The sequence below is a fragment of the Mycobacterium sp. URHB0044 genome (genome assembly GCF_000620625.1).
GTDB lineage: Bacteria > Actinomycetota > Actinomycetes > Mycobacteriales > Mycobacteriaceae > Mycobacterium.
In genome coordinates this window covers 190,397-215,761 of the sequence record NZ_JIAW01000002.1, presented here as the reverse complement: position 1 = coordinate 215,761, position 25,365 = coordinate 190,397, and the positions used below count along the sequence as shown (strand labels likewise).

The following is a 25,365-nucleotide window of genomic DNA, read 5'->3' as shown; positions in this document are numbered from 1 at the left end:
TAGAGAGAGAAGTTCGAATGACTACGACCATTCCCGAGCCGTCACACGTCAAGCGCGATCCCGGCTCATTGGTGGAGATGGCTTGGGATCCCATCACCCGCATCGTCGGCAGCCTCGGCATCTACACCAAGATCGACTTCGACAACCGCGAGGTGGTGGAGTGCCACAGCACGTCGTCGATCTTCCGCGGCTACTCGATCTTCATGAAGGGCAAGGATCCCCGCGACGCACACTTCATCACCAGCCGCATCTGCGGTATCTGTGGTGACAACCATGCGACGTGTTCGTGCTATGCACAGAACATGGCGTACGGAGTGCGACCGCCGCACATCGGCGAGTGGATCGTCAACCTCGGTGAAGCCGCGGAATACATGTTCGACCACAACATCTTTCAGGAGAACCTGGTCGGCGTGGACTACTGCGAGAAGATGGTCGCCGAGACCAATCCGAGCGTGCTGAGCAAGGCCGAGAACACCCTCGCGCCCAACTCCGACGCACACGGCTACCGGACGATCGCCGACATCATGCGGACGCTCAACCCGTTCACCGGCGAGTTCTACCGGGAAGCCCTACAGGTCAGCCGGTGGACGCGCGAGATGTTCTGCCTGATGGAGGGGCGCCACGTGCATCCGTCCACGCTGTATCCGGGCGGCGTCGGCACGACTGCGACCATCCAGCTGATGACCGACTACATGTCCCGCTTGATGCGCTACGTCGAGTTCATGAAGAAGGTCGTCCCGATGCACGACGACCTCTTCGACTTCTTCTACGAGGCGCTGCCCGGCTACGACCAGGTCGGCCTGCGACGCACTCTGCTCGGTTGCTGGGGATCGTTCCAGGATCCCGAGTTCTGCAACTTCGCGTACAAGGACATGGAGGAGTGGGGCCGCAAGATGTTCGTCACGCCCGGCGTGGTCGTGGACGGCAAGCTCGTCACGACATCGCTGGTGGACATCAACCTCGGCATCCGGATCCTTTTGGGCAGTTCGTATTACGACGACTGGACCGACCAGGAGATGTTCGTCAAGACCGATCCGCTCGGCAACCCCGTCGACCGGAGGCATCCCTGGAACCAGCACACGAACCCCAAGCCGCAAAAGCGCGACATGGACGACAAGTACAGCTGGGTGATGTCACCGCGCTGGTTCGACGGTGAAGACCATCTGGCCCTCGACACCGGCGGCGGGCCGCTGGCGCGCCTGTGGTCGACCGCCTTGGCCGGCCTCGTCGACATCGGCTACGTCAAGTCGACGGGTCACAGCGTGCAGATCAACCTGCCGAAGACGGCACTCAAGGGTCCGGTCGAATTGGAATGGAAGATCCCGCAATTCGGGTCCAACACCATCGAACGCAATCGCGCCAGGACGTACTTCCAGGCTTATGCGGCGGCATGTGCGCTGCACTTCGCGGAGAAGGCCCTCGTCGAGATCCGTGCGGGCCGGACGAAGACGTGGGAGAAGTTCGACGTGCCCGACGAGGCGATCGGCTGCGGATTCACCGAAGCCGTCAGGGGTGTGTTGAGCCACCACATGGTGATTCGAGACGGCAAGATCGCGAACTACCATCCATATCCCCCGACGCCGTGGAACGCCAATCCCCGCGACAGCTACGGCACCCCAGGGCCGTACGAAGATGCGGTCCAGGGACAACCGATCTTCGAGGAGAACGATCGGGAGCACTTCAAGGGCATCGACATAATGCGCACGGTGCGCAGCTTCGACCCGTGTCTGCCGTGCGGGGTGCACATGTACCTCGGGGACGGCAAGACTCTCGAGAAATTGCACTCCCCAACGCAGTCCGTCACCGGGGAATGACGTATGGCCGATCCCCCAGAAAGCGTCGGGGACGACGCCAAGTGGCGCACGGCGGGCGATCGAATACAGACATTGCTCGACGCCAGTGCCTCAGGTGGGGCGGCGGCACGGGAGCGCGCGATACAGCTGGTCGGTGAGGTAACCGACCTCTACGGCGCTGCGCTGGCGCGCATGCTGCGCATCGCGGTCGCCAACGACCCTGCGATCGCGGAGGAGTTCGTCGGCGACGAGTTGGTGGCAAGCCTGTTCCTCGTGCACGGACTGCATCCGCACGACGTGGAGCGACGCATCATGCACGCGTTGGACGGCGTCCGGCCGTACCTCGGTTCGCACGGCGGCGACGTCACGCTCCTCGACGTCGTCGACGGTATCGTCCGCCTGCAGTTCACGGGCAGTTGCAAGAGCTGCCCGTCGTCGGCCGTCACACTGGAGCTGACGGTCGAGGATGCCGTGCGGGCGGCCGCACCGGAGATAGCGTCCATCGAAGTGGTTGCCGCCGAACCGGCGCCCACCACGACGAGCGTGATTCCGGTCGAGTCGCTGATGAGCCGGGTGCATCAGAACGGTCGTCAACCGGCGGTGTGGCATCCAGTGCCGGAGATCGCCGATCTGACGCAAGGGGAAGTCGGCGGGTTCCGGGTGGCCGGCACGACGGTGCTGGCCTGCCGAGTCGGGGACGGACTGTTCGCATACCAGGACCGGTGCGGCAACTGTGAACATTCGCTGGCCGGCGCCGCGCTGCATCGGCCGATGGGCTCCCCCGTCGGCGAGGCGGTGTTGCGTTGCCCGCACTGCCACGCTCACTTCGACGTCGTCCATGCCGGTCGCCGTGTTGACGAAAATAATGGCAGCGGTGCACATCTCGACCCGATACCGCTCCTGGTGCGGGAGGGCGTGCTCTCCATTGCGGTGATGGCGGAACCGACGGGGGCGGGGATGGCATGACCGGTGCTCACGAGGTGCTGGCTCGGATACGGGCCAACCGCAGCGCTCCCGTCCCGGCAGGCGAGCGGTGCGAGATGTGCTCGGAGGGCATCGCGGACGAGCACCAGCACGTCGTGAACACCGAAGGCCGGCAGCTGATGTGCGTCTGCCGCGGCTGCTACCTACTGTTCACCGACGCCAGTGCCGAGTTGCGGTTTCGGGCCGTGCCCGACCGCTATCTGTCGTTTCCGGGTTTCGCGCTCGGCCGTCGCGAATGGCAGCTGCTGCAGATTCCGGTTGGGCTGGCGTTCTTCTTCCGCAACTCGGCGCTGGACCGCACCGTCGCGTTCTACCCCGGTCCCGCCGGAGCAACGGAATCCGAACTCGACCTGTCCGCATGGAATGGGATTTGGGCGGCCGACCCGCGGGTCGACATGCTCGCCGACGACACCGAAGCGCTGATCGTGCGCGTGCCCGAAGAACCGGATCGCCCGCCCGAGTGCCACCTGGTTCCGATCGACGCCTGCTACGAGTTCGTCGGGCGGCTTCGGATGCTCTGGCACGGTTTCGATGGCGGCCAGCACGTGCGCACGTTCGTCGACGAGTTCTTCGCACACGTGGAATCGCGCAGCAAGGTGGTCACTTTATGAGTGACGTGACGTTCGCGGTGCTCGACGTGACCCCCGAACCGTATGCGGTGACACCGGTGTTGACGGCCCGCATCGGCGTCGCCGCCGTCGGCGAGGATCCCGTGCATGCCATCGCGTTGCGGTGCCAGGTTCGCATCGAACCCCTCCGCCGCGGTTACACCGACGAGGAAGCGGTGGGACTGCTCGACATGTTCGGTCCCCGCGAACGATGGGGCACCACCCAACACAACTTCCTCTTCCTGCACAGCAGCACGATGGTTCAAGGCTTCACCGGCGCCACGCAGGTCGACCTCCCGCTGGAATGCACCTATGACTTCGAGGTCACCTCGGCCAAGTACTTCCATGCGTTGCGCGACGGCAACATTCCGCTGCAGTTCCTCTTCAGCGGCACCGTGTTCACCAAGGGCGAGAACAACTTCGCGGTCCAGCAGATCCCGTGGGACCGGGAGGACCACTACGCCATGCCCGTCACGGTGTGGCACGACCTGATGGCGAAGCACTATCCGAACACCGGCTGGCTGCGCTTGAACCGCGACACGATCGAAGCACTGGCTGCGTACAAGTCGACTCACGGAATGCTCGGGTTCGACGACACCATCACCGAGCTCCTCGCCACCCGCGCCGTCGAGGACGCCCGATGACAACCAGCTGGGACCGGGTCCGCGCCATCGCCGATGCGGTGCTCTACGAGGGCTACCTGCTCTACCCCTACCGTGCCACCTCCGGAAAGAACCAGTCCCGCTGGCAGTTCGGCGTCCTTGGACCGCAGGGCGCCTCGGAACGTGGCATCGGTGAGGACGACACGATGTCGGCCCAGGTACTCGTGGATCCGGGACCCGGAGCAGCGCTCACGATCGTGGTCCGCTGTCTGCAACTGCAGCGGCGAATCGTCGAGCGCGACATGGGCGGTGGCGATTATCAACGGGTCGACCAACTCACCGCCGGCGCGCAGTCGTGGCTGACGTGGGACGAAGCGGTGGAATGCGAAGTGACGTTCGGCCCGTTCACACCGCTCGACCTCCAACGGGCACGCGCGCTGCCCATCGTCATCGACGGCGGCTGCAATGTCGAACCCGTCTACGGTGGTCGCCTGGTTCGCAGCCGCCACGAGTTGCGCGGGGAGCTTTCGTTGGCCGCCGAGCCGGACGGCGGACTACTGCGAATCAGCCTCGCGGCAAGCAATGTCGCTGCGCCACCGGTGGACAAGGATCACGCGATCGCGACCTCGCTGATCGGCACGCATCTGATCCTGGAGGTCACCGACGGCGAATTCGTGTCGTTGCTGGAGCCACCGGCGTCGGCCGTCGAGGCGGTCGGCCATTGCCGACAACACCGGTGCTTTCCCGTGCTGGCCGGTCCACCCGGCGACAAGGACGTGGTGTTGGTCTCGCCGATCATCCTCTACGACCATCCCGAGATCGCCGAACAGAGCGAGGGTGCGCTCTACGACTCCACCGAGATCGACGAGATCCTCACGTTGCGGGTGATGACGATGACCGACGACGAGAAGGCGCAGGCGCGGGCCACCGATCCGCTCGCCGCCCAGATCATCGACCGCTGCGACGCGATGTCGCCGGAGGCGATGCTCAATCTGCATGGCGTGCTGCGCAATCCCCGAAACGATCCGCGCCCTGGACTCATCCCCGAGGTTCCGGACGGCGTCGACTGGTGGGATCCGTTGGCCGACGAAGCCGTCCGACCGGACATCGACGCCGTGCTCGTGAATGGCGTTCCGATCACCAACGGCAGCAGGGTGGTGCTGCATCCGTCGCGCCGAGCCGATGCGCAGGACATCTTCTTCGCGGGCATGACTGCGCGTGTGACGTCCGTGCACGAGGACGTCGACGGTGAGCAGCACGTCGGCGTCGTACTCGAGGACGATCCCGCGGCGGATCTGCACGAATGGTATGGCCGCTACCTGTACTTCGCGCCGGACGAAGTCGAACCGTTGAGTGAAGGGAGTCCGACATGGCAACAGTAGGTTACGTCGCCGTAGCGGCGGTAGGGCTGGTGGTGATTGGTGGGCTGGTGGTTGGCTTGCGATCCATCCCGGATGCACGTCGCTATCTCAAGATGCGCCGGATGTAACGGGTCTGGTGACGTCACGCCCGGAATTCTGGTAGCCGGCATCGGCAACATCTTCCTCGGAGACGACGGCTTCGGCCCCGAGGTGCTGCGCCACGTCTGGCAGCGCCCCGCGAGCCCGGACGTCCGGGTCACGGACTACGGCATCCGCGGGATGCACCTGGCCTACGATCTCCTCGACGGCTGGGACGCGCTGGTCTTGGTCGACGCCGTACCCAGCCGAGGCGCACCAGGCAGCCTGCACGTCTTCACGGCCGAACACGAAACCCTCTCGACTACAACCGGTCTCGATGCCCACGCCATGGATCCCCAAACCGTCTTCGCCAGCCTGAACGCGCTCGGCGGTTCGCCGCCACACACCGTCGTGGTGGGCTGCGAGGTGGAAGACGTGGCGGAGGGCATTGGTCTGTCGGAAGGGGTAGCGGCCGCCGTCCCCAGGGCGGTCGGCCTGGTCGAGGAGGTGGTGACGCAACTGTTGGCGCGTAACACCATGTCGGTACGGGAGGTCTGAGCCATGTGTCTGGGGATTCCGGGTCGAGTCGTCGGGATGCTCGAGGGTTACGGCGGACAACTGGCGCTCGTCGACGTCTCCGGCCAGCAGCGCAAGGTCAACGTCGGCATGCTGCCCGAGGAGACGTTCGCGCCCGGCGACTGGGTCATCATCCACATGGGCTTCGTCGTCGAAAAGACCGACGAGGCAGGGGCCGATGCCGCGATGGCCGGTCTCGAACTGATGGGGCGCGGCCGCGAGGACGCACCATGACCGACCGCCGCCGACTGCGCGCACGCGTGCACGGCGTCGTCCAGGGGGTCGGCTTCCGGCCGTTCGTCTACACCACCGCTGCCGCTCTGGGTCTGTCCGGGTCGGTGCGCAACGACAGCTCCGGCGCGATCATCGAAATCGAGGGCAGCCCCGAAGACGTCGATGACTTCCTCGGCGCGCTGCGAAACCGACCACCTCCCCTGGCCGTCGTCGAAGCCGTTGACACCGAAGCGATCCCGCTCGTCGGCGGTACCGGATTCGTCATCGGTGACAGTTCACGATCCACTGGAAGCCGTACGCTCGCCTCCCCCGACATCGCCATGTGCGCCGAGTGCGCCGCCGAACAACGTGACCACAACGACCGTCGGTACCGCCACCCGTTCGTCAACTGCACCAACTGCGGCCCGCGATTCACCATCATCGGCTCCCTGCCCTATGACCGCGCCGCCACCACGATGGCGTCGTTCACGATGTGCGCGGACTGCGCCCGCGAATACACCGATCCCGCCGACCGCCGATTCCACGCCCAGCCGGTGTGCTGCCCGGCGTGCGGACCCACGCTGCGTTACCGCGACCGCGACGGTCGACTGACGAATGGAGACGCCGGACTCCAGGCCGCCCGACGACTGCTCCGCGAGGGCGGCGTACTCGCGGTCAAGGGCGTCGGCGGCTACCACCTCGCCTGCGACGCCGCTGACGAACAGGCGGTCACGGAACTGCGGCGACGAAAGCGCCGCGGCGACAAGCCCTTCGCGGTGATGGTGCCGGACGTCGCGGCGGCACGGACGATCGCGACGATCGACGACGCCGCGGCGCGGGTACTGGCCAGCCCGCAGCGCCCCATCGTGCTGCTCCCCAGGCGGACGGGAAGCGATGTCGCCGACGCGGTGGCACCGAACAACCCCGACCTCGGTGTGCTGCTCGCCTACACGCCGTTGCACGTCCTGCTGTTCGGACTGCCGGGCGACGAACCGGGGCCGCGCACCTTGGTCATGACGTCGGGCAATCTCGGCGGCGAACCGATCTGCTACGCCGACGACGACGCGATCGACCGACTGACCCACCTCGCCGACGGCTGGCTGATGCACGACAGGGACATCCTGGTGCCCTGCGATGACTCCGTGATCCGCGTCGTCGACGGTGCCGTACTCCCGATCCGCCGCTCCCGCGGTTACGCGCCGCTACCCGTAGCGCTTCCGGTGGCCGTGCCCCCCACGTTGGCCGTCGGCGCGGATCTGAAGAACACGTTCGCCGTGGCAGAGCGCAAGTACGCCTGGCTGAGTCAACACATCGGTGACATGGACGACGTGGCTACCCTGTCCGCCTTCGGGGCAGCCGAGCGGCACATGGAAGCGCTGACCGGCGTCGTACCCGAGGTCATCGTGGCCGACGCACATCCCGGCTACCGGTCGACCTCGTGGGCGGAGCGGCACGCCGGCGATCGGCCGGTCCGGTTGGTGCAGCACCACCACGCGCACGTCGCGGCGGTGATGGCCGAACACGGACTGGACGGTTCGGAGCCGGTGTGCGGCTTCGCGTTCGACGGGACCGGATACGGTCCGGACGGCGCGGTGTGGGGTGGCGAGGTCCTGCTTGCCGACTACAAGGGCTACCAACGGCTGGCGCACCTGAAGTACGTGCCGCTGGCCGGCGGTGACGTCAGCGTGCTGCGTCCCTACCGGATGGCGCTCGCGCATCTCTGGGCTGCCGGCCTGCCGTGGGACGAGGACCTGCCGCCGGTGGCCGCGTGCCCCGCCGACGAGCGCCGCGTGCTGGCGCTTCAACTGGAGAACGGTGTTGGCTGCGTGCCCACCTCGAGCATGGGCCGACTGTTCGACGCGGTGTCCGCGTTGGTCGGCGTCCGTCACGTGGTGGCGTCCGAGGCGCAGGCCGCGATCGAGCTGGAAGGTCTGTCCCGGGCGGCCGACCCGGGCGAGAGAAGCTATTCGTTCACCCTCGACTCCGGGCAACCGTCGGCGGTGGTCGTCGACCCGGGGCCCGTGCTCGCGGCCGTCATCGCCGACCTGCGCGCCGGTGCGACGCCCGCCGTGATCGGGGCCCGGTTCCATCGCGCCGTCGCGGCGTTGGTGGTCGAGCTCGCAGGCCTCGACGAGGCCAGTGACCGTACGGTGGCGCTGTCCGGTGGGGTGTTCCAGAACGCGCTGCTGCTGCATCTGACCCTGGACTGCCTGCGCGGCAAGGGTTTCCGCGTGATCACGCATCGGCACGTGCCACCCAACGACGGCGGCCTGGCGCTTGGTCAGCTGTTGGTCGGGAATGCGGGGTAGACGATGACCTTGATGCCCGACCAGCGAGTGCCTGCCGGATACGCGTTGTTCGCCCAATACGCGTTCCCCCCGAACGAGCTCGGCTACTGCGGGCCGGCCGACGCCGACGTGCTGTTGCGTGCCGACGACCCGTCACGAGTGGCAGCGCACGCCAAGGCCTTCGACGGGGCATGGCCGTACCTGAGGGCCATCGCCGACGCGGCCGGTTCGGCGGATGCGCTCGACGCGGAGGTGGTCGGCGCCTACTGGGTCGGTGGTCCACTGCTCGATCGGGTCGACCCCGGAACACTGCTGACGGGGTTGCGGCGGGCGTTCGAGGGGCAGGTCACCGGACTGCTCGACGACCTGCCGGTGTCGACGGGCATCCGAGCGCACCACAGTTTCCACGTCTTCGTCGTCTACCCGTGGGTGCGCTTCCTCGACCGTGATTCCGCCACCGCGCTCAAGGTGTTGCAGGACTGTCGAATTCGCTGGGGCACCGTGGATGCCATCGAGGGTGACCACGCCGTGGTGCTGTCGCGACCGCTGACGTTCGATGGCGCCGTCATCGCACTCGGCGAGGCCAGCCACGAGCGCGTGCGGTGGCGCAAGGCCGATGCCTCGCTGATCGCCGCGCCGCGATCCGGTGACGTCGTTGCCGCTCACTGGGACTGGGTGTGCGGCGCCCTCACTGAATCGGAGGCAGCGGCTCTACGCGACGCAACGCAGACGGCCTTGGACGTGGTGAACGGCGCCCGGGCGGAGCAAAGACGATGAGATACGAGGCAACCGGACGCGAGAAACGACTAGGCCTGCCAAAACCATTCATTACTCGCGGCACCGGAGGACACTGGATCTCAGCAACGTGCAGGGGGTGTCGCCAATGACGGTTACCGAGCAACCCGGTGCGACCTTCGTCGGCGTGGAGCTTTCCGCCGATCTCGCCGCGGCGGCGCTGGACGTCGCCCGCCGGTTCCACGACGGCGCGACGCTGTGGGTCATCTCACCCCAGTGGGAACCGCACGCACACCACGTTGCAGTCGAATTCGTGCACCCGGTGATCATGGGCAAGCGCGCGCTGCCCTCCGTCGCGCTCGTCGAGCCCGACCCGGTGGCGCAGGCCCGCGTCGCGAGCCAGCCCGGTGACCTGTTGCTCGCGGTCGCCTCGGCAGACCAGCCGATGGTCGTCGACGCGATGCGGCGCGCCACCGCATGGGGTGTCACGACGATCTGGATCGGCTCCGGTCCACGCCCACCCGCCGGCGCCGCCAACCATGTCCTGTGGGTCGATTCGGACGATCCGATGGTGCCCGCCACGGGACGGTTCGTGTTGCTCTATCACCTGCTGTGGGAACTCACCCATGTCTGCTTCGAACATCCCGGACTGCTGAAACCGGCGGCCGACCAGTGCGCCGAGAACGTCTGCATCACCTGTGGCGACGAGGGCCGGCTCGGCGAGGTCCTGCTGGCACCATCCGACGCTTCGGAACCGGCGTTGGTGCGCACCGCAGGCGGCGAGGAATGGGTCGACGTCACGCTGCTGGGAACCGTTTCCCCCAACGACCTGGTGCTGGTGCACGCAGGAGCGGCGATCACCCGCCTCCACGACGAGGAGGCCGACCGATGAGCCAGGAGACGGAGTCGACCGGTTTTCTCTACCCGTTCATCGACGCGGAAGAGACCGATGCCACCAGCCTGCTCGACGACCTGGCGTCGTCGGCGAGGAGCAAGGCCGCCGAAAGCGCCCAGCTGCAGACCGCCTCGCTCGACGAGTACGGCGACCAATTGGCCGCGGCGGGAACCGAAATGGCCGAGAGATTCGGCCGTGGCGGTCGGCTGTACACCTTCGGCAACGGCGGCAGTTCTACCGACGCCGCCACGCTCGCTTCACTCTTCAGCCGCCCAGCCAGGGGTCGCCCAGTCGCGGCGTGGTCGCTGGCCGCCGACGAAGCCGTGGTGACCGCGCTGGGCAACGACGTCGGATTCGAGCTGATCTTCAAGCGACAGCTCATCGCCCACTCCCGCGACCGCGACGTCGCGATCGCACTGTCGACGTCGGGAAGCTCGGCGGACCTGATGACGGCGATCACCGAGGCAAAGCAGCGGGGCCTGCTGACCATCGGCTTCTCCGGCCATGACGGCGGCCGGATGGCCGTCGCCGAGGAGCTCGACTTCTGTTTCACCGTGCACAGCCAGAGCATTCACCGCATTCAGGAAAGCCACGCGCTGCTCGGCTACCGGCTGTGGTCGGTGGCCCAGGAACACATGGCACGTCGGAGCAACGGAGCACACGCCAGATGAGCGCAACCGAGGCGATGACCGCCGCCCAACGCGAAGACCGGGTGCTGAACCGCATCGACGAGTTCCGCCAGCGCCGCCCACGCCTGCTCGACGACGTGGTGACGCTCGCCCATGGCGCCGGCGGGAAATCGTCGGCGGCACTGGTCGATTCGGTGTTCCTCGAGGCCTTCCGCAACGAGGAGCTCGAACAGCTCGGCGACGCGGCAGCGCTACAGCTGCCGTCGGGTGAGCGCCTGGCCTTCTCCACCGATTCGTATGTCGTAGCGCCACGCCGGTTTCCCGGTGGCTCGATCGGCCATGTCGCCGTGCACGGAACCATCAACGATCTCGCCGTCTCCGGCGCGCACCCGCAATGGTTGTCGGCGGCCTTCGTGATCGAGGAGGGTTTTCCGATCGCCGAACTGCGGGAGATCGTCGCCGACATGAGCGAAGCCGCGGCGAAGGCGGGCGTCCAGATCGTCACCGGTGACACGAAGGTCGTCGGCAAGGGCGCCGCCGACGGGATGTACATCTCGACCGCCGGAGTCGGAGTGATCCCCGCGGGCAGGCGGCTGGGGCGCGACCGCGTCCGGGCGGGCGACAAGGTGTTGTTGTCGGGAACGATTGGCGAGCACGGGATGGCCGTCATGCTCGCCCGCGGCGACCTCGCCATCGACGCCGACATCGCCTCGGACACCGCACCGGTGCACGAACTAGTCGAACTGCTGATGACAGCGGCGCCGTCGACGCGGTGGATGCGCGACGCGACCCGCGGCGGGGTCGGCACGGTGTGCAACGAACTGGTCAAGGACGGCGCCTTCGCACTGATCCTCGACGAGTCGAGCCTGCCCATCCAGCCACAAGTCCTCGGCGCCTGCGACATGCTCGGCATCGATCCCCTCTACGTCGCCAATGAGGGGAAGTTCGTCGCGATCGTCGCACCCGAGGAAGCCGACGCGGCGATTACCGCGCTGCGCGCGCACCCCCAGGGCGCCGCCGCCACCATCGTCGGCGAGATCGTGCCAGAACCGCACGGCATCGTCGCACTGCGAACATCGTTCGGCGGCAGCCGGATCGTCGACATGCTCGTCGGCGATCCACTTCCCCGGATCTGCTGAAGGGAGACCGACCATGTGTCTTGGGATACCGGGTCAAGTCGTCGACATCGTCGACGCCGAGCAATGCCTGGCCAAGGTCGACGTCAACGGCGTGCGGCGGAACATCAGCGTGCGACTGCTGGCCGACGACAATCTGCAGGTCGGTGACTGGGTGTTGGTCCACGTCGGCTTCGCGATGGCCAAGATCGACGAACTGGAGGCGGCGATGACGCTGAACCAGGTCGAGAAGATGGGCGCCGACTACGTCAACGAGATCGCAGCGTTCAACTCGTCCGAGATCACCTGAGCCCGAAGGGATCACACATGAAATTCGTCGACGAATTCCGGGACCCGGCGGCAGCGCGCGCCCTGGTCAAATCGATCACCGAACTCGCGACCGGTGATCACTTCAAGTTCATGGAAGTGTGCGGCGGCCACACGCACACCATCTACCGCCACGGCATCGAACATCTGCTGCCGGAGTCGGTCGAGTTGGTGCATGGCCCGGGTTGTCCGGTCTGCGTGATCCCGATGGGTCGCGTGGACGACGCGATGTGGCTGGCCGAGCAGCCTGGCGTCATCTTCACGACGTTCGGCGACATGATGCGGGTGCCCGGCTCCAAGGGAAACCTGATCGAGGCGAAGGCACGCGGGGCGGACGTGCGGTTCGTGTACTCCCCGCTCGACGCGCTCAAGGTCGCCATCGACAATCCCGACCGCCACGTCGTGTTCTTCGCCGTCGGCTTCGAGACCACGGCGCCCTCCACGGCGGTGACCTTGGTGCGGGCGCGGACGCTCGGCGTCGAGAACTTCAGCGTGTTCTGCAACCACGTCACGATCGTGCCGCCGATCAAGGCGATCCTGGAGTCACCGGATCTGCGGCTGTCGGGGTTCCTCGGACCCGGTCACGTGTCGACGGTGGTGGGACTACGGCCCTACCGATTCGTCTCCGAGGTGTACGGAAAACCCATGGTGGTCGCAGGGTTCGAACCACTCGACATCCTGGCGTCGGTGCACATGCTGCTCGAGCAGATCCGCGACGGGCGGTGCGAAATCGAGAACCAGTACACCCGAGTCGTGCGGCCGGAGGGCAACACCCAGGCGTTGAAGTTGATGGCCGAGACGTTCGAGCTGCGACCCCACTTCGAATGGCGCGGACTGGGATTCATCTCGCAGAGCGCACTGAAGGTGCACGCCGACTATGCCGAGTACGACGCCGAGCTGAAATTCGACATGCCGGGCATACGGGTGGCCGATCCGAAGGCTTGCCAGTGCGGTGAAGTCCTCAAGGGCGTCATCAAGCCGTGGGAGTGCAAGGTATTCGGGACCGCGTGCACCCCCGAGACGCCGATCGGCACCTGCATGGTCTCCCCCGAAGGCGCCTGCGCCGCGTACTACAACTTCGGCCGACTTCATCGGGAGACCGCGCAGCTGCTCGGACAACGCGCGCAACCAGTCGACCTCGAATTGAGCCCCACCACCCGCTGACGGATTTCGCGTGGACGTCAATGGGTAATCGTCAACCAGCGCCGTTGCGGCTCGCGCGGCGGCCGTGAGGAGTTGTCATGTCCACTTCAGACAAACAATCCAGCGAAGAGAGCCAAGACGAGCGCGGAGCCCCGGGATCCCGTGACACCGGCTCCGACGAGCCATCGGGCGGTCCAGTCGACCGGCCCTCCGGCGAATACAAGGGAGATGAGACGGTCCCCACCTATGGTGGGCCCGAGATGCCGGAGGGCTCCACCGAATTCACCCAGCGGCCGCCCTCGGATGCCAAGCCGGCCGTGCCACCGTACGAAGGTCGCCAGACCGCCGCCAAGCCGGAAGGCGACTCGACGAAGGGCGCCGGTGATGCGGAGGTCGGCGGTGCGGTGAAGCCGGTCGCCGATTCCGACTACAAGGCGCCGCCGCCGGGCGAAACGGCAGGTGGAGCGACGGCCTCACCCGCCGACGAGCAACCGGCGTCGCAGGCTCCCGAGACCAACCTCGGCGACGACATGGTCGACGCGCCCGCGCACACGCCTGGAACCGGGCGCGGCGAGGACAAGCGCTGACTCACCACTGATCGCGGGGCACGTCGAAGTCGGCGCACAGCGCGCGCCACACCTCGCGAGGATCCACCCCGTCATCGATGGCTTGTACTGGCGTACGTCCGCCCAGCCTGGTCAGGACGTAGTCCACCAATAGGGATGACCCACGCACCGGGCCGAACTGCGCCTCGACGAGTTCGTTGAATTCGGTCAGCCGCACGGCACCAACTTACGCCGACGACGACAGCGCTTCATGGCACACCCGTACCGGATCGGCGACCCCGCTGACGTCGTCACCGGCGCGGCGAGCGGCGTCGCGGAACTGGGGCGAGGAAATCACCTCGCCCACCGCAGCGGTCAATGCCTCACCCGTGAGCGGCCGGACGAGTACCGCACAGCCCTGTCGCGCAACCCGATTGGCGATCTCCCACTGGTCGCCACCTCCGGGGACCACCACCATCGGCACTCCCGCCTGCAGCGTCTTGGACACCATGCCGTGCCCGCCACCACAGATCACCAGATCCGCTCGCGTCAGAAGCTCGTCCTGGCGGCCGAGGCCGACCGTTGCCCAGGGTGGCACCTCCACGTCCGGCCCACCGAGTCTCGACACCACCACGCGTGCACCGGAAGGCAGCGTGCTGCCCGGTATCAACGTCTGCAACGCCAGTTCGGCGAGGCCACCCGCACCCGTCGTCGCCGTCGACGGTGCGACCACCACCACCGGCCCGTCGCCCTCGGGCACGTCGAGCACCTCCGCCGTCGGCTCGAAGTGCAGCGGACCCACCACGACGGCTTCGGACGGCCAGTCCGGACGAGGCACCTCCAGCGCGGGCAGCGTCGCGATCAGGCGCCGCACCGGACCGGGATCGTCTGCGGGCAGCCCGATCTCGGCGCGCGCGGCGGTTCGTTGCCGAAGACCGATGCGCACCGACCGGGAGCTCAGCGCCCGCAACACCGCGTCGCGCACTCGACCCCGAACACCCGTACCCGGCGCCAGTCCGCTGCCCACCGGCGGCAGGCCCCTGGAAGGCCGGTACAGCGGATGCGGGCTCAGTTCGACCCACGGCACGCCGAGCAGTTCGGCAGCAAGGCCGCCGCACGTGGTGATGACGTCGGACACGATCAGATCCGGTGCCAGGGCCTTCAGGCCCGGCTGGTTGAGCACGGCCATTCGTGCGCCGCGCCGGTGGATCTTCTCCCCCGAATCGGCATCGTCGTCATCGTCCGTCGGATCCAGCCCGACGAGTTCTGCGGCATCGACACCGGCCGCACGGGCCGTGTCTAGCCACTGAGTGCCGGTGAGCAGCGTGGGATCGTCACCGGCAGCGGCAAACTTCAGACAGAGCGCGAGCGCGGGAAATGCGTGTCCCGGGTCGGGGCCGGCAACCACCACGACGCGCATCCGCCATACCCTGCCACAGCGCCACGAGCGCTTGCGTGAGGCACAGGAGACTAGGCTGCGGGGCATGACCGATCAGACATCGGCTGTAACCAGCGCGACTCAGGCGCTAACGGTCGAGACATTCCTCTACGCGTTGCAGGATCAGGACTTCGACACGGCAGATTCCCTGCTCGCCGACGACCTGGTGTACGAGAACGTCGGCCTTCCGACGATCCGCGGCCGGACCCGGGCCATGGCCCTGTTCCGGCGCATGGAGGATCGGATCGGGTTCGAGGTGAAGATCCACCGCATCGCCACCGAGGGTGACGCGGTCCTCACCGAGCGCACCGACGCCCTCGTCATCGGGCCGCTGCGCCTGCAGTTCTGGGTGTGCGGCGTGTTCGAGGTGCGCGAGGGACGGATCACCCTGTGGCGGGACTACTTCGACCTCTTCGACATGGCGAAGGCAACCGTACGTGGGATCGCGGCGACGGTGTTCCCGTCACTGCGGCCGAGATGGTGATGGTCCGGGAATGACCCAACCGACAGCCCGCACCCGGCCGAACGCGTGGGAGTACGTCACGTACTGCTACGGGCGCCGCCTACCGAACTCGATGCACGAGTGGGTGGCCAACGACCTGGCCGGCCCGGGTGCCACCGTGCGGATGATGGTCCGGGTGTTCATTCCGGCGGTGCTGATCCTCACCCCGTTCTGGATCATCCCCATGTCGTTGTACCTGCATCTGTCCACGACGCTGCCGATCCTGATCCCGTTCGTGTTCTTCTCCCACGCCCTCAACAAGGTGTGGCGGCGCCACATGCTGCGAAAGCACGGGTTGAACCCCGGCCTGGTCGACGCGCGCGCCCGCGTGCGCGACGCGCACATCCATCAGGCCTACATCGACAAGTACGGACCCCGGTCGGGTCCGCCGAGCAGCCACGACGTCTGAGACGTCAGGCGCGGCGCAGGTGGCCCAGCTCGTCGAACGCCTGCGCCCAGCCGGTTAGCCGGTCGGTCGCGGTGCCCAGTTCGTGGCGGTAGCGCTGCGCCGACATCGGGGAACTGGACATCGTCCCGCTGTTGGCCGCCGATACCAATTGCGCTGCGGCGGTGACCATTTCGTTGTACTGCCGGACGCCGCTGTCCAACTGCGCGGCGAACGCGGCGATAGTGGGCGCCAGGTGCGCGCGCGACTGTGGCGAGGAGCCGGCCGCCCGCTCCATCGACACGACCTCGGTGGCGGTCGCCGCCATGGTGGCAGCGGTCTGATTGGCCGCGACGGTCACCTCGTGCAGTTCGTCGTCGGGCAGCATCCTGCCGCGCTGCATCACGCCGAGCAACGAGAACATCCCCCGCTCGGCAGACGCCAGCGCCGCCATGGGCTGGCGCGCCGCCGACCCCCACGGCGGGAGGCGCCGCATCGAGCGTTGCGCGGGCAGCGGGGTCCTCTTCAGCCAGCGGTAACGCAGGAAGGACAGCGTCGCCAGAAACGCCGCGCCGACCGCGATCGCGCCGGGAATGGGCAGTGCCCACGCCGGTGTGCTCCAGGACGCCAGGACCGCCGTCACCAGAATCCAGAAGCCCGTGGCGAAGGCGAAGAACAGGAATGCGCGAAACGCCCAGCGGCGCTTGCGCAACAGCTTGGCCCGAGGGTCAGCGGCGGCGCCCAATTTCTGCGCAAGCGCGTCGGTGAGATCCGCGGCAGTGTCCACGCCACGCTGCGCGATGGTGCGCCACGCCTCCTTGTGTCCGGTTCGCGACTCCAGTGCCATGATCGTGAGTGTTACTGCGACAGTGGATTTTCCGGCGCTGAGGCCGGCGGGTTGGCGGCTGGGGTGGCCGGGGCAGCAGACGCGCCTCCGGTGGGCAGGGCATCGCCGCGCATCGAGGCACGGATCTGCTCGAGCCGCGAATGCCCGGCCATCTGAACGCTGGCCTGCTGCACCTCGAGCATGCGGCCCTGCACCGAGTTCTGCGCCAATTCGGCGGAGCCCATCGCATTGGCGTAGCGGCGCTCGATCTTGTCCCGGACCTCGTCGAGCGTCGGCGTCGAGCCGGGCGCGGCAATCTCGCTCATCGACCGCAGCGACGCGCTGACCTGCTCTTGCATCTTCGCCTGCTCGAGCTGGCTGAGCAGCTTGCTGCGCTCGGCGATCTTCTGCTGCAGCACCATGGCGTTCTGCTCGACCGCCTTCTTCGCCTGACCTGCGGCCTGCAACGCCTGGTCGTGCAGCCCCTTGAGGTCCTCGACGCTCTGCTCGGCGGTCACCAGCTGCGCCGCGAACGCCTCGGCGGCGTTGGTGTACTCGGTGGTCTTCGCCGCATCACCCGTGGCGCTGGCCTGGTCGGCCAACGTCAACGCCTGGCGGACGTTGACCTGCAGCTTCTCGATGTCGGCGAGCTGCCGGTTCAGCCGCATCTCCAGCTGACGCTGGTTGCCGATCACCTGCGCGGCTTGCTGAGTCAGCGCTTGGTGCTGCCGCTGCGCCTCCTCGATGGCCTGCTGGATCTGCACCTTCGGGTCGGCATACTCGTCGACCTTGGAGCTGAACAGCGCCATGAGGTACTTCCACGCCTTGGTGAACGGATTGGCCATGAGAACGTTTCCGCCTTCGTGTCGTTTCTATGCCCGCCGGTAACTGGCTGGCGTGCTTTGCGCTAGTGCCAACTTATCGGTTTCACGCAGCTGACCACACCCCTGCCGATGTTTTCGGCGAGTCCGCGGACGCTCGTGCTCCGGGTCCGGTGCCCGAAGGTGCTACGCCACCGCCATCGCGGTGACGTGCGGGATGACCACCTTGGTGGTGACGTCGATGTTCGCCGTGCTGGCGGCCCCGGAGTTCGTCGGGACGCGCTCTTGACGGGCGAGTTCCTCGCCGGCGTCGGACAGCACCCGTGACATCGGAACGTCGAGCGCCCCGCAGATGGCGCTCAACAGCTCGCTGGAGGCCTCCTTGCGCCCGCGCTCGACCTCCGACAGGTAGCCGAGGCTGACCCGGGCGTCGTCCGACACCTCGCGCAGCGTGCGGCCCTGATCGGTTCTGGCCTGCCGCAGCACGTCGCCGATCACTTCGCGTAGCAGTGCCGTCATCGTGCTCTCCTTCGTCCGCCGGTCACTACAGGCTGAACGCCCGCGCGCGTGCAAATGGTTCCCGACAAATTCCGACGATTTCCCGGCTACACCGCCAACGGCGGTTCGCGTCCGTCCCTGAACGCCGACACGACGTACTCGACGCCGGTGACCACGGTCAACGCGATCGCAGCCCACATGAAGACCCAGGCGCCCGTCAGCCAGGCGCCGGACAACGGCAGGACGAACAAGCCGATGGCCACCGCCTGCACCAGCGTCTTGAGCTTGCCGCCGCGGCTGGCGGCGATGACACCGCGACGCAGCACGACGAAGCGCAAAATCGTGATCCCGATCTCACGAGCCAGGATGAGAATCGTCACCCACCACGGCAGGTCGCCGAGCAGCGACAGGCCGATGAGCGCCGCACCGATCAGCGCCTTGTCGGCGATCGGGTCGGCGAGCTTGCCGAATTCGGTGACGAGGTCGTAGCTGCGGGCCAGCGCACCGTCGAAGCGATCGGTGATCACCGCCGCCGCAAAGATCGCGAATGCGATTACGCGCCAACGGGTTTCGTGGCCGTCGCCGACGAATAGCGCCAGCAGGAACACGGGCACCAGTGCCATGCGCACACCGGTGAGCACGTTGGCGATGTTCGCGATACCGGCGCGCGGAATCACCGGGTCAGTATCTGGTGGCACCGGCACGTGACCAGGATATCCGTTGCGCCAGCGGATATTCTCGCAGCTGTGAATGCAGCGCCCCAGATGGATGGGCTGGTCGTCCGTCGGGCCCGCACCTCCGACGTCCCGACGATCAAGCAGCTGGTCGACGTATACGCCGGCAAGATCCTGCTCGAGAAGAACCTCGTCACTCTCTACGAATCCGTCCAGGAATTCTGGGTCGCCGAGGTCGACGACGAGGTGGTGGGCTGCGGCGCACTGCACGTCCTGTGGGCCGACCTCGGCGAGCTCCGCACGATTGCAGCGCACCCCAAGGTGCGCGGACGTGGCGTCGGGCACGCCGTGGTGTCGCGCCTGCTGGACGTGGCGAGGGAACTACGCCTGGAGCGGATCTTCGTGCTGACCTTCGAGACCGAGTTCTTCGGCGGCCACGGCTTCAAGGAGATCGACGGCACCCCGGTGACCGCGGAGGTCTACGAGGAGATGTGCCGCTCGTACGACCTCGGTGTCGCGGAGTTCCTCGACCTGTCCTACGTCAAGCCGAACATCCTTGGCAACACCCGGATGCTGCTGACGCTGGACTGACCGCCGCGCCGCGGTCAGTCCTCGTCATCGCCGCCGTTGGCATCCGAGCCGCCCCGAATCAGCATCAGCGTCCCCGCCAGCTCGTCGGGCTTGACCAGCACCTCACGGGCCTTCGATCCCTCACTGGGGCCGACGATGTTGCGTGTCTCCATCAGGTCCATCAACCGGCCGGCTTTCGCGAACCCGACCCGCAGCTTGCGCTGCAACATCGACGTCGACCCGAACTGAGACGACACCACCAGCTCGACGGCTTGCAGGAAGACGTCCATGTCGTCACCGATGTCGGGGTCGACGTCGGTGCGCTCGTTGGTGGGCTTCGCGGCGGTGACGCCCTCGGTGTACTCGGGCTCAGCCTGGTCCTTGCACGCCTCCACGACGGACGAGATCTCCTCGTCGCTGATGTAGGCGCCCTGGAATCGGATCGGCCGGTTGGCACCCATGGGCAGGTACAGACCGTCACCCATGCCGACCAGCTTCTCGGCGCCCGGCTGATCCAGGATCACTCGGCTGTCGGTCAGCGACGACGTGGCGAACGCCAGCCGCGAGGGCACGTTGGTCTTGATCAGACCGGTCACCACGTCCACCGACGGCCGCTGGGTGGCGAGCACCAGGTGGATGCCCGCCGCACGGGCCTTCTGGGTGATCCGCACGATCGCGTCCTCGACGTCGCGGGGCGCGGTCATCATCAGGTCGGCGAGCTCGTCGACGATGGCCAGGATGTACGGGTACGGCTTGTACACGCGCTCACTGCCCAGCGGCGTGGTGATCTCGCCGGAGCGGACCTTGCTGTTGAAGTCGTCGATGTGACGCACCCGCGACGCCTGCATGTCCTGGTAGCGCTGCTCCATCTCCTCGACCAGCCAGGCCAGCGCAGCTGCGGCCTTCTTCGGCTGTGTGATGATCGGGGTGATCAAGTGGGGAATGCCTTCGTACGGCGTGAGTTCCACCATCTTCGGGTCGATCAGGATCATCCTGACCTCTTCGGGGGTGGCCCGCGCCAGCAGCGAGACGAGCAGTGAGTTGACGAAGCTCGACTTGCCAGAGCCGGTCGAACCCGCGACGAGCAGGTGCGGCATCTTGGCGAGGTTGGCCGAGAGGAACTCCCCCTCGATGTTCTTGCCGAGGCCGATCACCAGCGGGTGGTGATCACGGCGGGTCGTCGGCGAGGTGAGCACGTCGGCGAGCCGCACCATCTCGCGGTCCGTGTTCGGCACCTCGATGCCGACAGCGGACTTGCCAGGGATCGGCGCGAGCATCCGGACGCTGTCGGTGGCCACCGCGTAGGCGATGTTCTTCTGCAGGGCGGTGATCTTCTCGACCTTGACGCCCGGCCCGAGTTCGACCTCGTAGCGGGTGACGGTGGGACCGCGGGTGCAGCCGGTGACCGCGGCGTCGACCTTGAACTGCTTGAGCACCTCGGTGATCACTTCGGCCATCTGGTCGTTGGCCGCGGTGCGCTTCTTCGGTGGGTCGCCTGCGACGAGGAGGTCCATCGACGGCAGGTTGTACGGGCCCTCGACCACGCGGTCGAGCGCGAGCGTCTCCTCCTTCTTGGCCGGCTTCTCCTTCTTCCTGCGCGACGCACGGACGGACGGCTCGGGGACCGTGGGGGCGTCGTCCTCCAGCGGGTAGTTGTCGTACGGCGTGCCGACCGGCTGCGTGGCGTCCTTTGGCCCCGAACCCGGCCAGGCCTGCGCCTCGTCGCCCTGGTAGCCCGCGGGATCGTCGTAGTACCCGTCGGAGAAGTCCTCGGACTGTCCGGCCGCCTGCGGCTGGTCGTCTTCGTCGTCGTAGTAGTCGTCGCCGTATTCGTCGCCGCGGTAGCCGGTGCCGAACAGCTCCCGCAGGGTCGAGGGCACCTCGCGGATCGTCGTGCCCGTGACGAGCAGCAGGCCGAACAGCACCCCGATGATCAGCAGGGGCGTGGCGATCCAGGGCGTCAGACCGTCGGCGAGGGGTCCGCCCAGCGCGAAGCCGGTGAACCCGGCGGCGTCGCGGCGTGCGACCGGATCCGCGGGCGCACCGGCCCACAGGTGCCACAACCCGAGTGCGGGCAGCGCGATCATGGCGGAGCCGAGGATCAACCTCGGCCGCGCCTCGGGATTCGGTTCGGTGCGCATCAGCACGACGGCGATGGCCACGAGCAGGATCGGCACCAGTACCACCGCTGAGCCGATCACGACCCGCACGACGGTGTCGATCCAGCCCCCGACGGGACGGGCCGCGTCGAACCACGAACTGGCCGCCAACACCATCGCAAGGCCAAGCAGGCCCAGGGCGATGCCGTCGCGGCGGTGCCCGGGCTCCAGGTCACGCGCACGCCCGACGGAGCGTGCGGTCGTACCGGCACCCTTGGCGAGCATCATCCAACCGGCCCTGGCACCCCGGCCGATGGCGGCTCCAGCCCCCGCGGCGGCCGTGGACGATGCCGGGCGTCGCGCGGGCTTGCGGCGCGGGGCAGCGGGCCGAGCCGGCCGCGCTGGGCTCCGCGATCCGGTCTTCGACCTGCTCGAACGTGCTCCCGAGCGGGCAGCGGTCTTACTTGCCATGGCGGCCAGCCTAGTCGCAGAGGCCCCATAACCACCATCAGCCACACTGGTCACAGGTCGATTGCAATCTTTCTAGCTTGTCTTCGCATTAGTAGGGTGGACACTTGTCCGGTCGTCACCCCCGAACTCACCGAGGAGCCCATCCCCCATGCCCGTCGTCGTCGTCGCCACCATGACCGCCAAGCCCGAATCCGTGGACACCGTCCGCGACGCCTGCAAGCGCGCGATCGAGGCGGTGCACGACGAGCCGGGATGCGAGCTGTACGCGCTGCACGAGGCCAACGGCACCTTCGTCTTCGTCGAGCAGTGGGCAGACGAGGAAGCACTCAAGACGCACAGCACCGCTCCCGCCGTCGGCGCGCTGTTCGGCACCATCGGCGAGCACCTGGACGGCGCACCCGACATCAAGATGCTGCAACCCGTGGTCGCGGGCGATCCCGCCAAGGGCCGGCTGCGCAGCTGACCGTCGACATGGGTTCACTGAGCGGGCGGGTCGCCTTCATCACCGGTGCGGCCCGCGGGCAGGGCCGCGCACACGCGGTGAAGCTTGCGTCCGAGGGAGCCGACATCATCGCGGTCGATCTGTGCGACCAGATCGCGTCGGTCCCCTACCCCCTGGCCACACCCGAGGATCTGGCCGCCACCGTCAAGCTCGTCGAGGACACCGGTGCCCGAATCGTCGCCCAGCAGGCCGACGTGCGGGATCGCGCCGCGCTCAAGAGCGCACTGATGACGGGCGTCGAGGAACTGGGCGGCCGGCTCGACATTGCCGTGGCCAACGCGGGCATCGCGCCGATGGCCGGCGAGGATGCGTGGCAGGACGTGATCGACGTCAACCTGACGGGCGTCTACCAGACCGTCGACGTCGCGATGCGGCCGATGATCAAGGCGGGCAACGGCGGAGCGATCGTCTTGACCAGCTCCGTCGCCGGTTTGGTGGGACTCGCGTCCCCGATGGCCGGCTCATTGGGTTATGCCGCCGCCAAGCACGGGATCGTCGGGCTGATGCGTGTGTACGCCAACCTCCTTGCACCGCACAGCATCCGGGTGAATTCCGTGCATCCGGCCGGAGTGAACACGCCGATGATCGACAATGAGTTCATCCGCAGCTGGCTGGACGGTCTGGCTCAAGAGGAGCAGGGCGGCCCCGACATGGGCAACGCGCTGCCGGTACAGACGCTCGAGCCAGAGGACATCGCGAACGCCGTCCTGTGGCTGGTGTCCGACGCGGCCCGCTACGTCACCGGCGTCACGCTGCCGGTGGACGCCGGGTACGTCAACAAGCGCTGATCCGTGGCTCGAAATCCTGCGGCCCAGACGGCCTTTGGCCCCATCGTGCTGTCGGCAATCGAGCAGCACGAACCGCCCGACCAGCGCTTGGTGGATGACGACTTGGCGGCATCGTTCCTGCCGCGGTCGCTGCAGGCGCTCGTGCGCGCCACCCGCTTCGCCCAGGTGCGCCGCGCCGTCATCGCGGCGTCCGAGCGGTCCGGTCCGGGCCTGTGGGCGAACATCACGTGCCGCAAGAGCTACATCGACGACAACCTGGCGGAGTCGCTCGCGGACGTCGATGCCGTGGTGATCCTGGGCGCCGGGCTGGACACCCGTCCCTACCGCCTCGCCCGGCACGCGAATGTTCCCGTCTTCGAAGTCGACCTGCCGGTGAACATCGCACGCAAGCGTGCGGTAGTGGCAAGGGTTTTCGGCGGGGCGCCACCCTCGGTGCGGCTGGTGTCGGTCGACTTCGAACACGACGACCTGATGGCGACGCTCGCGTCGTACGGCTACCGCGCAGACTCCCCCACCTTCTTTGTCTGGGAGGGAGTCACGCAGTACCTGACCACCGCCGCGGTCGAGGCCACGTTCAATCAACTCCGCCAGGCGGCCAGCGGCAGCAGACTCGACTTCACGTACGTGCGGCGCGATTTCATCGAAGGCCGCAACCTGTACGGCGCCGCGAGCGTCTACCGGAGGTTTCGTCAGCGCAGCCAGGTGTGGAAGTTCGGCATGATGCCCGAGGACGTCGACGGGTTCCTCGCCGAATACGGCTGGCGGCTGATCGACCAGGCCGGGCCCGACGAGCTGATGGACCGCTACGTCCGGCCGGCGGGTCGGAATCTCACTGCGTCGCAGCTGGAATGGTCGGCCTACGCCGAGAAGATCTAGCCGCCTGGACCGTTCGGCCACTTGAGTAGCGAGCCCGCATCGACGCGGATTTGTTGTCCGGTGATGTAGCGACTCTCGTCGCTGGCGAGGAAGACCCCGAGGTTTGCGATGTCCTCTGGTTCGACGTACGGGATCGGCATGGCCTGGAAGATGGTGAACAGCGGTTCGGCGTCCTCGCGCGTGGCCTTCTTGCCTTCCGCGGTGAGGTCGGGGCGAAACATGCTGTACATGCCGTCGTTCTGGAGCAGGTCGGTGTTGCAGTTGGTCGGGTGGATGGCGTTGACCCGGATCAGCCGCGGGGCCAGGTGCAGGCACATCTCCTCCACGTACTCCATCACGATGCGCTTACTCCACCCGTAGCCCGCACCGCCGGGCCCCATGTTCGGGTTGTCAGTCGTGCCGCGAATCATCCCCGCGGTCGACCCCGTCACGATGATCGACGACCCGTTGGGCAGGTGTGGCACCGTGACGGCGACGGTGTTCATCACACCGAGCAGGTCGACGTCCGACGCGTCGACGAACTGCATCGGGTCGGGCTTGCCCATGGCCATCGGGAGGATGCCGGCGTTGGCCACGACGGTGTCGATCTTGCCCAGGTCGGCTAGCCCCGCCTCTACCGCGTCGCGCAGCTCGTGACGCTCCCGCACGTCGGCGATTCTCGCGACGACGCGGCGGCCGAGCGCCTTCACCGACCGCTCTGTCTCCGCAAGATCGTCGGGTGTTGCCAGCGGGTACGGGTTCGAATCGATCTGCCGACAGATGTCGACGGCGAGGATGTCGGCCCCTTCCTTCGCCATCGCAATCGCGTGGGCACGTCCTTGTCCACGTGCTGCCCCAGTGATGAATGCGACCTTGCCGTCGAGCCTTCCGGCCATGTGACCTCCGTCAGTCTGTGCGGGCTGAGCGCCCCGCAATGGAACTCTGACTGAACGTATGGCCCATGAATGGGCAAAGCAAGCATTTCGGACCAATTCTTTGGTTCGGGTTGGGTAAGGTCCACCATTGGTGGCACACAATGTGGAC

Annotated in this window: 29 protein-coding genes; 21 read left to right on the top strand and 8 right to left on the bottom strand. The window is 67.2% G+C overall.

The window, feature by feature from the left end:
• The first annotated feature begins 17 nt into the window (after positions 1-17).
• From N536_RS0105065 to N536_RS37495, 15 genes are all read left to right on the top strand, one after another.
• The gene (locus N536_RS0105065) at positions 18-1,814 is read left to right on the top strand and encodes a nickel-dependent hydrogenase large subunit (RefSeq protein WP_029112613.1); all 1,797 of its coding nucleotides are present in this window, start codon (positions 18-20) and stop codon (positions 1,812-1,814) included.
• A 3-nt stretch (positions 1,815-1,817) separates the two neighbouring features.
• Entirely contained in the window at positions 1,818-2,759 is a 942-nt protein-coding gene (locus N536_RS0105060) for a NifU family protein (protein ID WP_029112612.1), read from the top strand.
• Positions 2,756-3,388 (top strand): DUF5947 family protein, encoded by a 633-nt coding sequence (locus N536_RS0105055; protein ID WP_029112611.1) that lies wholly within the window; start codon positions 2,756-2,758, stop codon positions 3,386-3,388. The genes N536_RS0105060 and N536_RS0105055 overlap by 4 nt, the downstream gene beginning before the upstream one ends.
• Complete coding sequence (locus N536_RS0105050) at positions 3,385-4,029, top strand: DUF6084 family protein (RefSeq protein WP_029112610.1); 645 nt, start codon at positions 3,385-3,387, stop codon at positions 4,027-4,029. Before N536_RS0105055 ends, N536_RS0105050 begins: the two co-directional genes overlap by 4 nt.
• On the top strand, positions 4,026-5,369 hold the full coding sequence (locus N536_RS0105045; RefSeq protein ID WP_029112609.1) for a hypothetical protein: 1,344 nt from the start codon (positions 4,026-4,028) through the stop codon (positions 5,367-5,369). Before N536_RS0105050 ends, N536_RS0105045 begins: the two co-directional genes overlap by 4 nt.
• A gap of 72 nt (positions 5,370-5,441) precedes the next feature.
• A complete protein-coding gene (locus tag N536_RS0105040; RefSeq protein WP_051574260.1) occupies positions 5,442-5,984 on the top strand; it encodes a hydrogenase maturation protease in 543 nt (180 codons plus the stop codon).
• A 3-nt stretch (positions 5,985-5,987) separates the two neighbouring features.
• The gene (locus N536_RS0105035; RefSeq protein WP_029112607.1) at positions 5,988-6,236 is read left to right on the top strand and encodes a HypC/HybG/HupF family hydrogenase formation chaperone; all 249 of its coding nucleotides are present in this window, start codon (positions 5,988-5,990) and stop codon (positions 6,234-6,236) included.
• Positions 6,233-8,524, top strand: a complete 2,292-nt coding sequence (hypF, locus tag N536_RS0105030; RefSeq protein ID WP_029112606.1) for a carbamoyltransferase HypF — start codon at positions 6,233-6,235, stop codon at positions 8,522-8,524. The genes N536_RS0105035 and hypF overlap by 4 nt, the downstream gene beginning before the upstream one ends.
• A 3-nt stretch (positions 8,525-8,527) precedes the next feature.
• Positions 8,528-9,280: a DUF6390 family protein gene (locus N536_RS0105025; RefSeq protein ID WP_036435519.1), complete on the top strand. Its 753-nt coding sequence runs from the start codon at positions 8,528-8,530 to the stop codon at positions 9,278-9,280.
• Between the two features lie 106 nt (positions 9,281-9,386).
• A complete protein-coding gene (locus tag N536_RS0105020) occupies positions 9,387-10,130 on the top strand; it encodes a HypC/HybG/HupF family hydrogenase formation chaperone (RefSeq protein WP_029112604.1) in 744 nt (247 codons plus the stop codon).
• On the top strand, positions 10,127-10,804 hold the full coding sequence (locus N536_RS0105015; protein WP_029112603.1) for an SIS domain-containing protein: 678 nt from the start codon (positions 10,127-10,129) through the stop codon (positions 10,802-10,804). Before N536_RS0105020 ends, N536_RS0105015 begins: the two co-directional genes overlap by 4 nt.
• Positions 10,801-11,901 (top strand): hydrogenase expression/formation protein HypE, encoded by a 1,101-nt coding sequence (gene hypE / locus N536_RS0105010; RefSeq protein ID WP_081809058.1) that lies wholly within the window; start codon positions 10,801-10,803, stop codon positions 11,899-11,901. The genes N536_RS0105015 and hypE overlap by 4 nt, the downstream gene beginning before the upstream one ends.
• A gap of 13 nt (positions 11,902-11,914) precedes the next feature.
• Positions 11,915-12,187 carry a HypC/HybG/HupF family hydrogenase formation chaperone gene (locus tag N536_RS0105005; RefSeq protein ID WP_029112601.1) on the top strand — a complete coding sequence of 91 codons (273 nt, stop codon included), beginning with the start codon at positions 11,915-11,917 and terminating at the stop codon, positions 12,185-12,187.
• Positions 12,188-12,204: 17 nt separating this feature from the next.
• Positions 12,205-13,368, top strand: a complete 1,164-nt coding sequence (gene hypD / locus N536_RS0105000) for a hydrogenase formation protein HypD (protein ID WP_029112600.1) — start codon at positions 12,205-12,207, stop codon at positions 13,366-13,368.
• Positions 13,369-13,445: 77 nt separating this feature from the next.
• On the top strand, positions 13,446-13,934 hold the full coding sequence (locus N536_RS37495; protein WP_029112599.1) for a hypothetical protein: 489 nt from the start codon (positions 13,446-13,448) through the stop codon (positions 13,932-13,934).
• Between the two features lies 1 nt (position 13,935).
• On the opposite strand, the gene N536_RS0104990 is transcribed toward N536_RS37495, so the two are convergent.
• Both N536_RS0104990 and N536_RS0104985 read right to left on the bottom strand, forming a co-directional pair.
• Positions 13,936-14,130, bottom strand: a complete 195-nt coding sequence (locus N536_RS0104990; protein WP_029112598.1) for a DUF3046 domain-containing protein — start codon at positions 14,128-14,130, stop codon at positions 13,936-13,938.
• Between the two features lie 9 nt (positions 14,131-14,139).
• The gene (locus N536_RS0104985) at positions 14,140-15,312 is read right to left on the bottom strand and encodes a glycosyltransferase (protein ID WP_029112597.1); all 1,173 of its coding nucleotides are present in this window, start codon (positions 15,310-15,312) and stop codon (positions 14,140-14,142) included.
• Positions 15,313-15,376: 64 nt separating this feature from the next.
• On the opposite strand from N536_RS0104985, the gene N536_RS0104980 reads away from it, so the two are divergent.
• Together N536_RS0104980 and N536_RS0104975 are read left to right on the top strand one after the other, a co-directional pair.
• On the top strand, positions 15,377-15,814 hold the full coding sequence (locus tag N536_RS0104980; protein ID WP_029112596.1) for a limonene-1,2-epoxide hydrolase family protein: 438 nt from the start codon (positions 15,377-15,379) through the stop codon (positions 15,812-15,814).
• 10 nt (positions 15,815-15,824) lie between these two features.
• Positions 15,825-16,241 carry a DUF5313 domain-containing protein gene (locus tag N536_RS0104975; RefSeq protein ID WP_029112595.1) on the top strand — a complete coding sequence of 139 codons (417 nt, stop codon included), beginning with the start codon at positions 15,825-15,827 and terminating at the stop codon, positions 16,239-16,241.
• 4 nt (positions 16,242-16,245) lie between these two features.
• On the opposite strand, the gene N536_RS0104970 is transcribed toward N536_RS0104975, so the two are convergent.
• The 4 genes from N536_RS0104970 to pgsA form a co-directional block, all read right to left on the bottom strand.
• Positions 16,246-17,064 carry a hypothetical protein gene (locus N536_RS0104970; protein ID WP_051574259.1) on the bottom strand — a complete coding sequence of 273 codons (819 nt, stop codon included), beginning with the start codon at positions 17,062-17,064 and terminating at the stop codon, positions 16,246-16,248.
• Positions 17,065-17,075: 11 nt separating this feature from the next.
• Positions 17,076-17,888, bottom strand: coding sequence for a phage shock protein PspA (gene pspA / locus N536_RS0104965; RefSeq protein ID WP_029112593.1), 813 nt, complete (start codon positions 17,886-17,888; stop codon positions 17,076-17,078).
• A 162-nt stretch (positions 17,889-18,050) separates the two neighbouring features.
• Positions 18,051-18,383: a transcriptional regulator ClgR gene (gene clgR / locus N536_RS0104960; protein WP_029112592.1), complete on the bottom strand. Its 333-nt coding sequence runs from the start codon at positions 18,381-18,383 to the stop codon at positions 18,051-18,053.
• An 86-nt stretch (positions 18,384-18,469) separates the two neighbouring features.
• A complete protein-coding gene (gene pgsA, locus N536_RS0104955) occupies positions 18,470-19,066 on the bottom strand; it encodes a CDP-diacylglycerol--glycerol-3-phosphate 3-phosphatidyltransferase (protein ID WP_036435517.1) in 597 nt (198 codons plus the stop codon).
• 60 nt (positions 19,067-19,126) lie between these two features.
• Here pgsA and N536_RS0104950 point away from each other — a divergent pair, with 60 nt between their 5' ends.
• Positions 19,127-19,627, top strand: a complete 501-nt coding sequence (locus tag N536_RS0104950) for an amino-acid N-acetyltransferase (protein ID WP_036435514.1) — start codon at positions 19,127-19,129, stop codon at positions 19,625-19,627.
• A 14-nt stretch (positions 19,628-19,641) separates the two neighbouring features.
• Here the strand turns inward: N536_RS0104950 and N536_RS0104945 are convergent, their stop codons facing one another.
• Positions 19,642-22,176 carry a DNA translocase FtsK gene (locus N536_RS0104945; RefSeq protein ID WP_029112589.1) on the bottom strand — a complete coding sequence of 845 codons (2,535 nt, stop codon included), beginning with the start codon at positions 22,174-22,176 and terminating at the stop codon, positions 19,642-19,644.
• Between the two features lie 148 nt (positions 22,177-22,324).
• Here N536_RS0104945 and N536_RS0104940 point away from each other — a divergent pair, with 148 nt between their 5' ends.
• Genes N536_RS0104940 through N536_RS0104930 form a run of 3 tightly spaced genes read left to right on the top strand, consistent with a single transcriptional unit; the run spans position 22,325 to position 24,342 of the window.
• Positions 22,325-22,639, top strand: coding sequence for a putative quinol monooxygenase (locus tag N536_RS0104940; protein ID WP_029112588.1), 315 nt, complete (start codon positions 22,325-22,327; stop codon positions 22,637-22,639).
• An 8-nt stretch (positions 22,640-22,647) separates the two neighbouring features.
• Positions 22,648-23,466: a mycofactocin-coupled SDR family oxidoreductase gene (locus tag N536_RS0104935; RefSeq protein WP_029112587.1), complete on the top strand. Its 819-nt coding sequence runs from the start codon at positions 22,648-22,650 to the stop codon at positions 23,464-23,466.
• 3 nt (positions 23,467-23,469) lie between these two features.
• Positions 23,470-24,342, top strand: a complete 873-nt coding sequence (locus N536_RS0104930; RefSeq protein ID WP_029112586.1) for an SAM-dependent methyltransferase — start codon at positions 23,470-23,472, stop codon at positions 24,340-24,342.
• On the opposite strand, the gene N536_RS0104925 is transcribed toward N536_RS0104930, so the two are convergent.
• Positions 24,339-25,217, bottom strand: coding sequence for a mycofactocin-coupled SDR family oxidoreductase (locus N536_RS0104925; protein WP_029112585.1), 879 nt, complete (start codon positions 25,215-25,217; stop codon positions 24,339-24,341). The genes N536_RS0104930 and N536_RS0104925 overlap by 4 nt on opposite strands.
• Positions 25,218-25,365 lie beyond the last annotated feature (148 nt).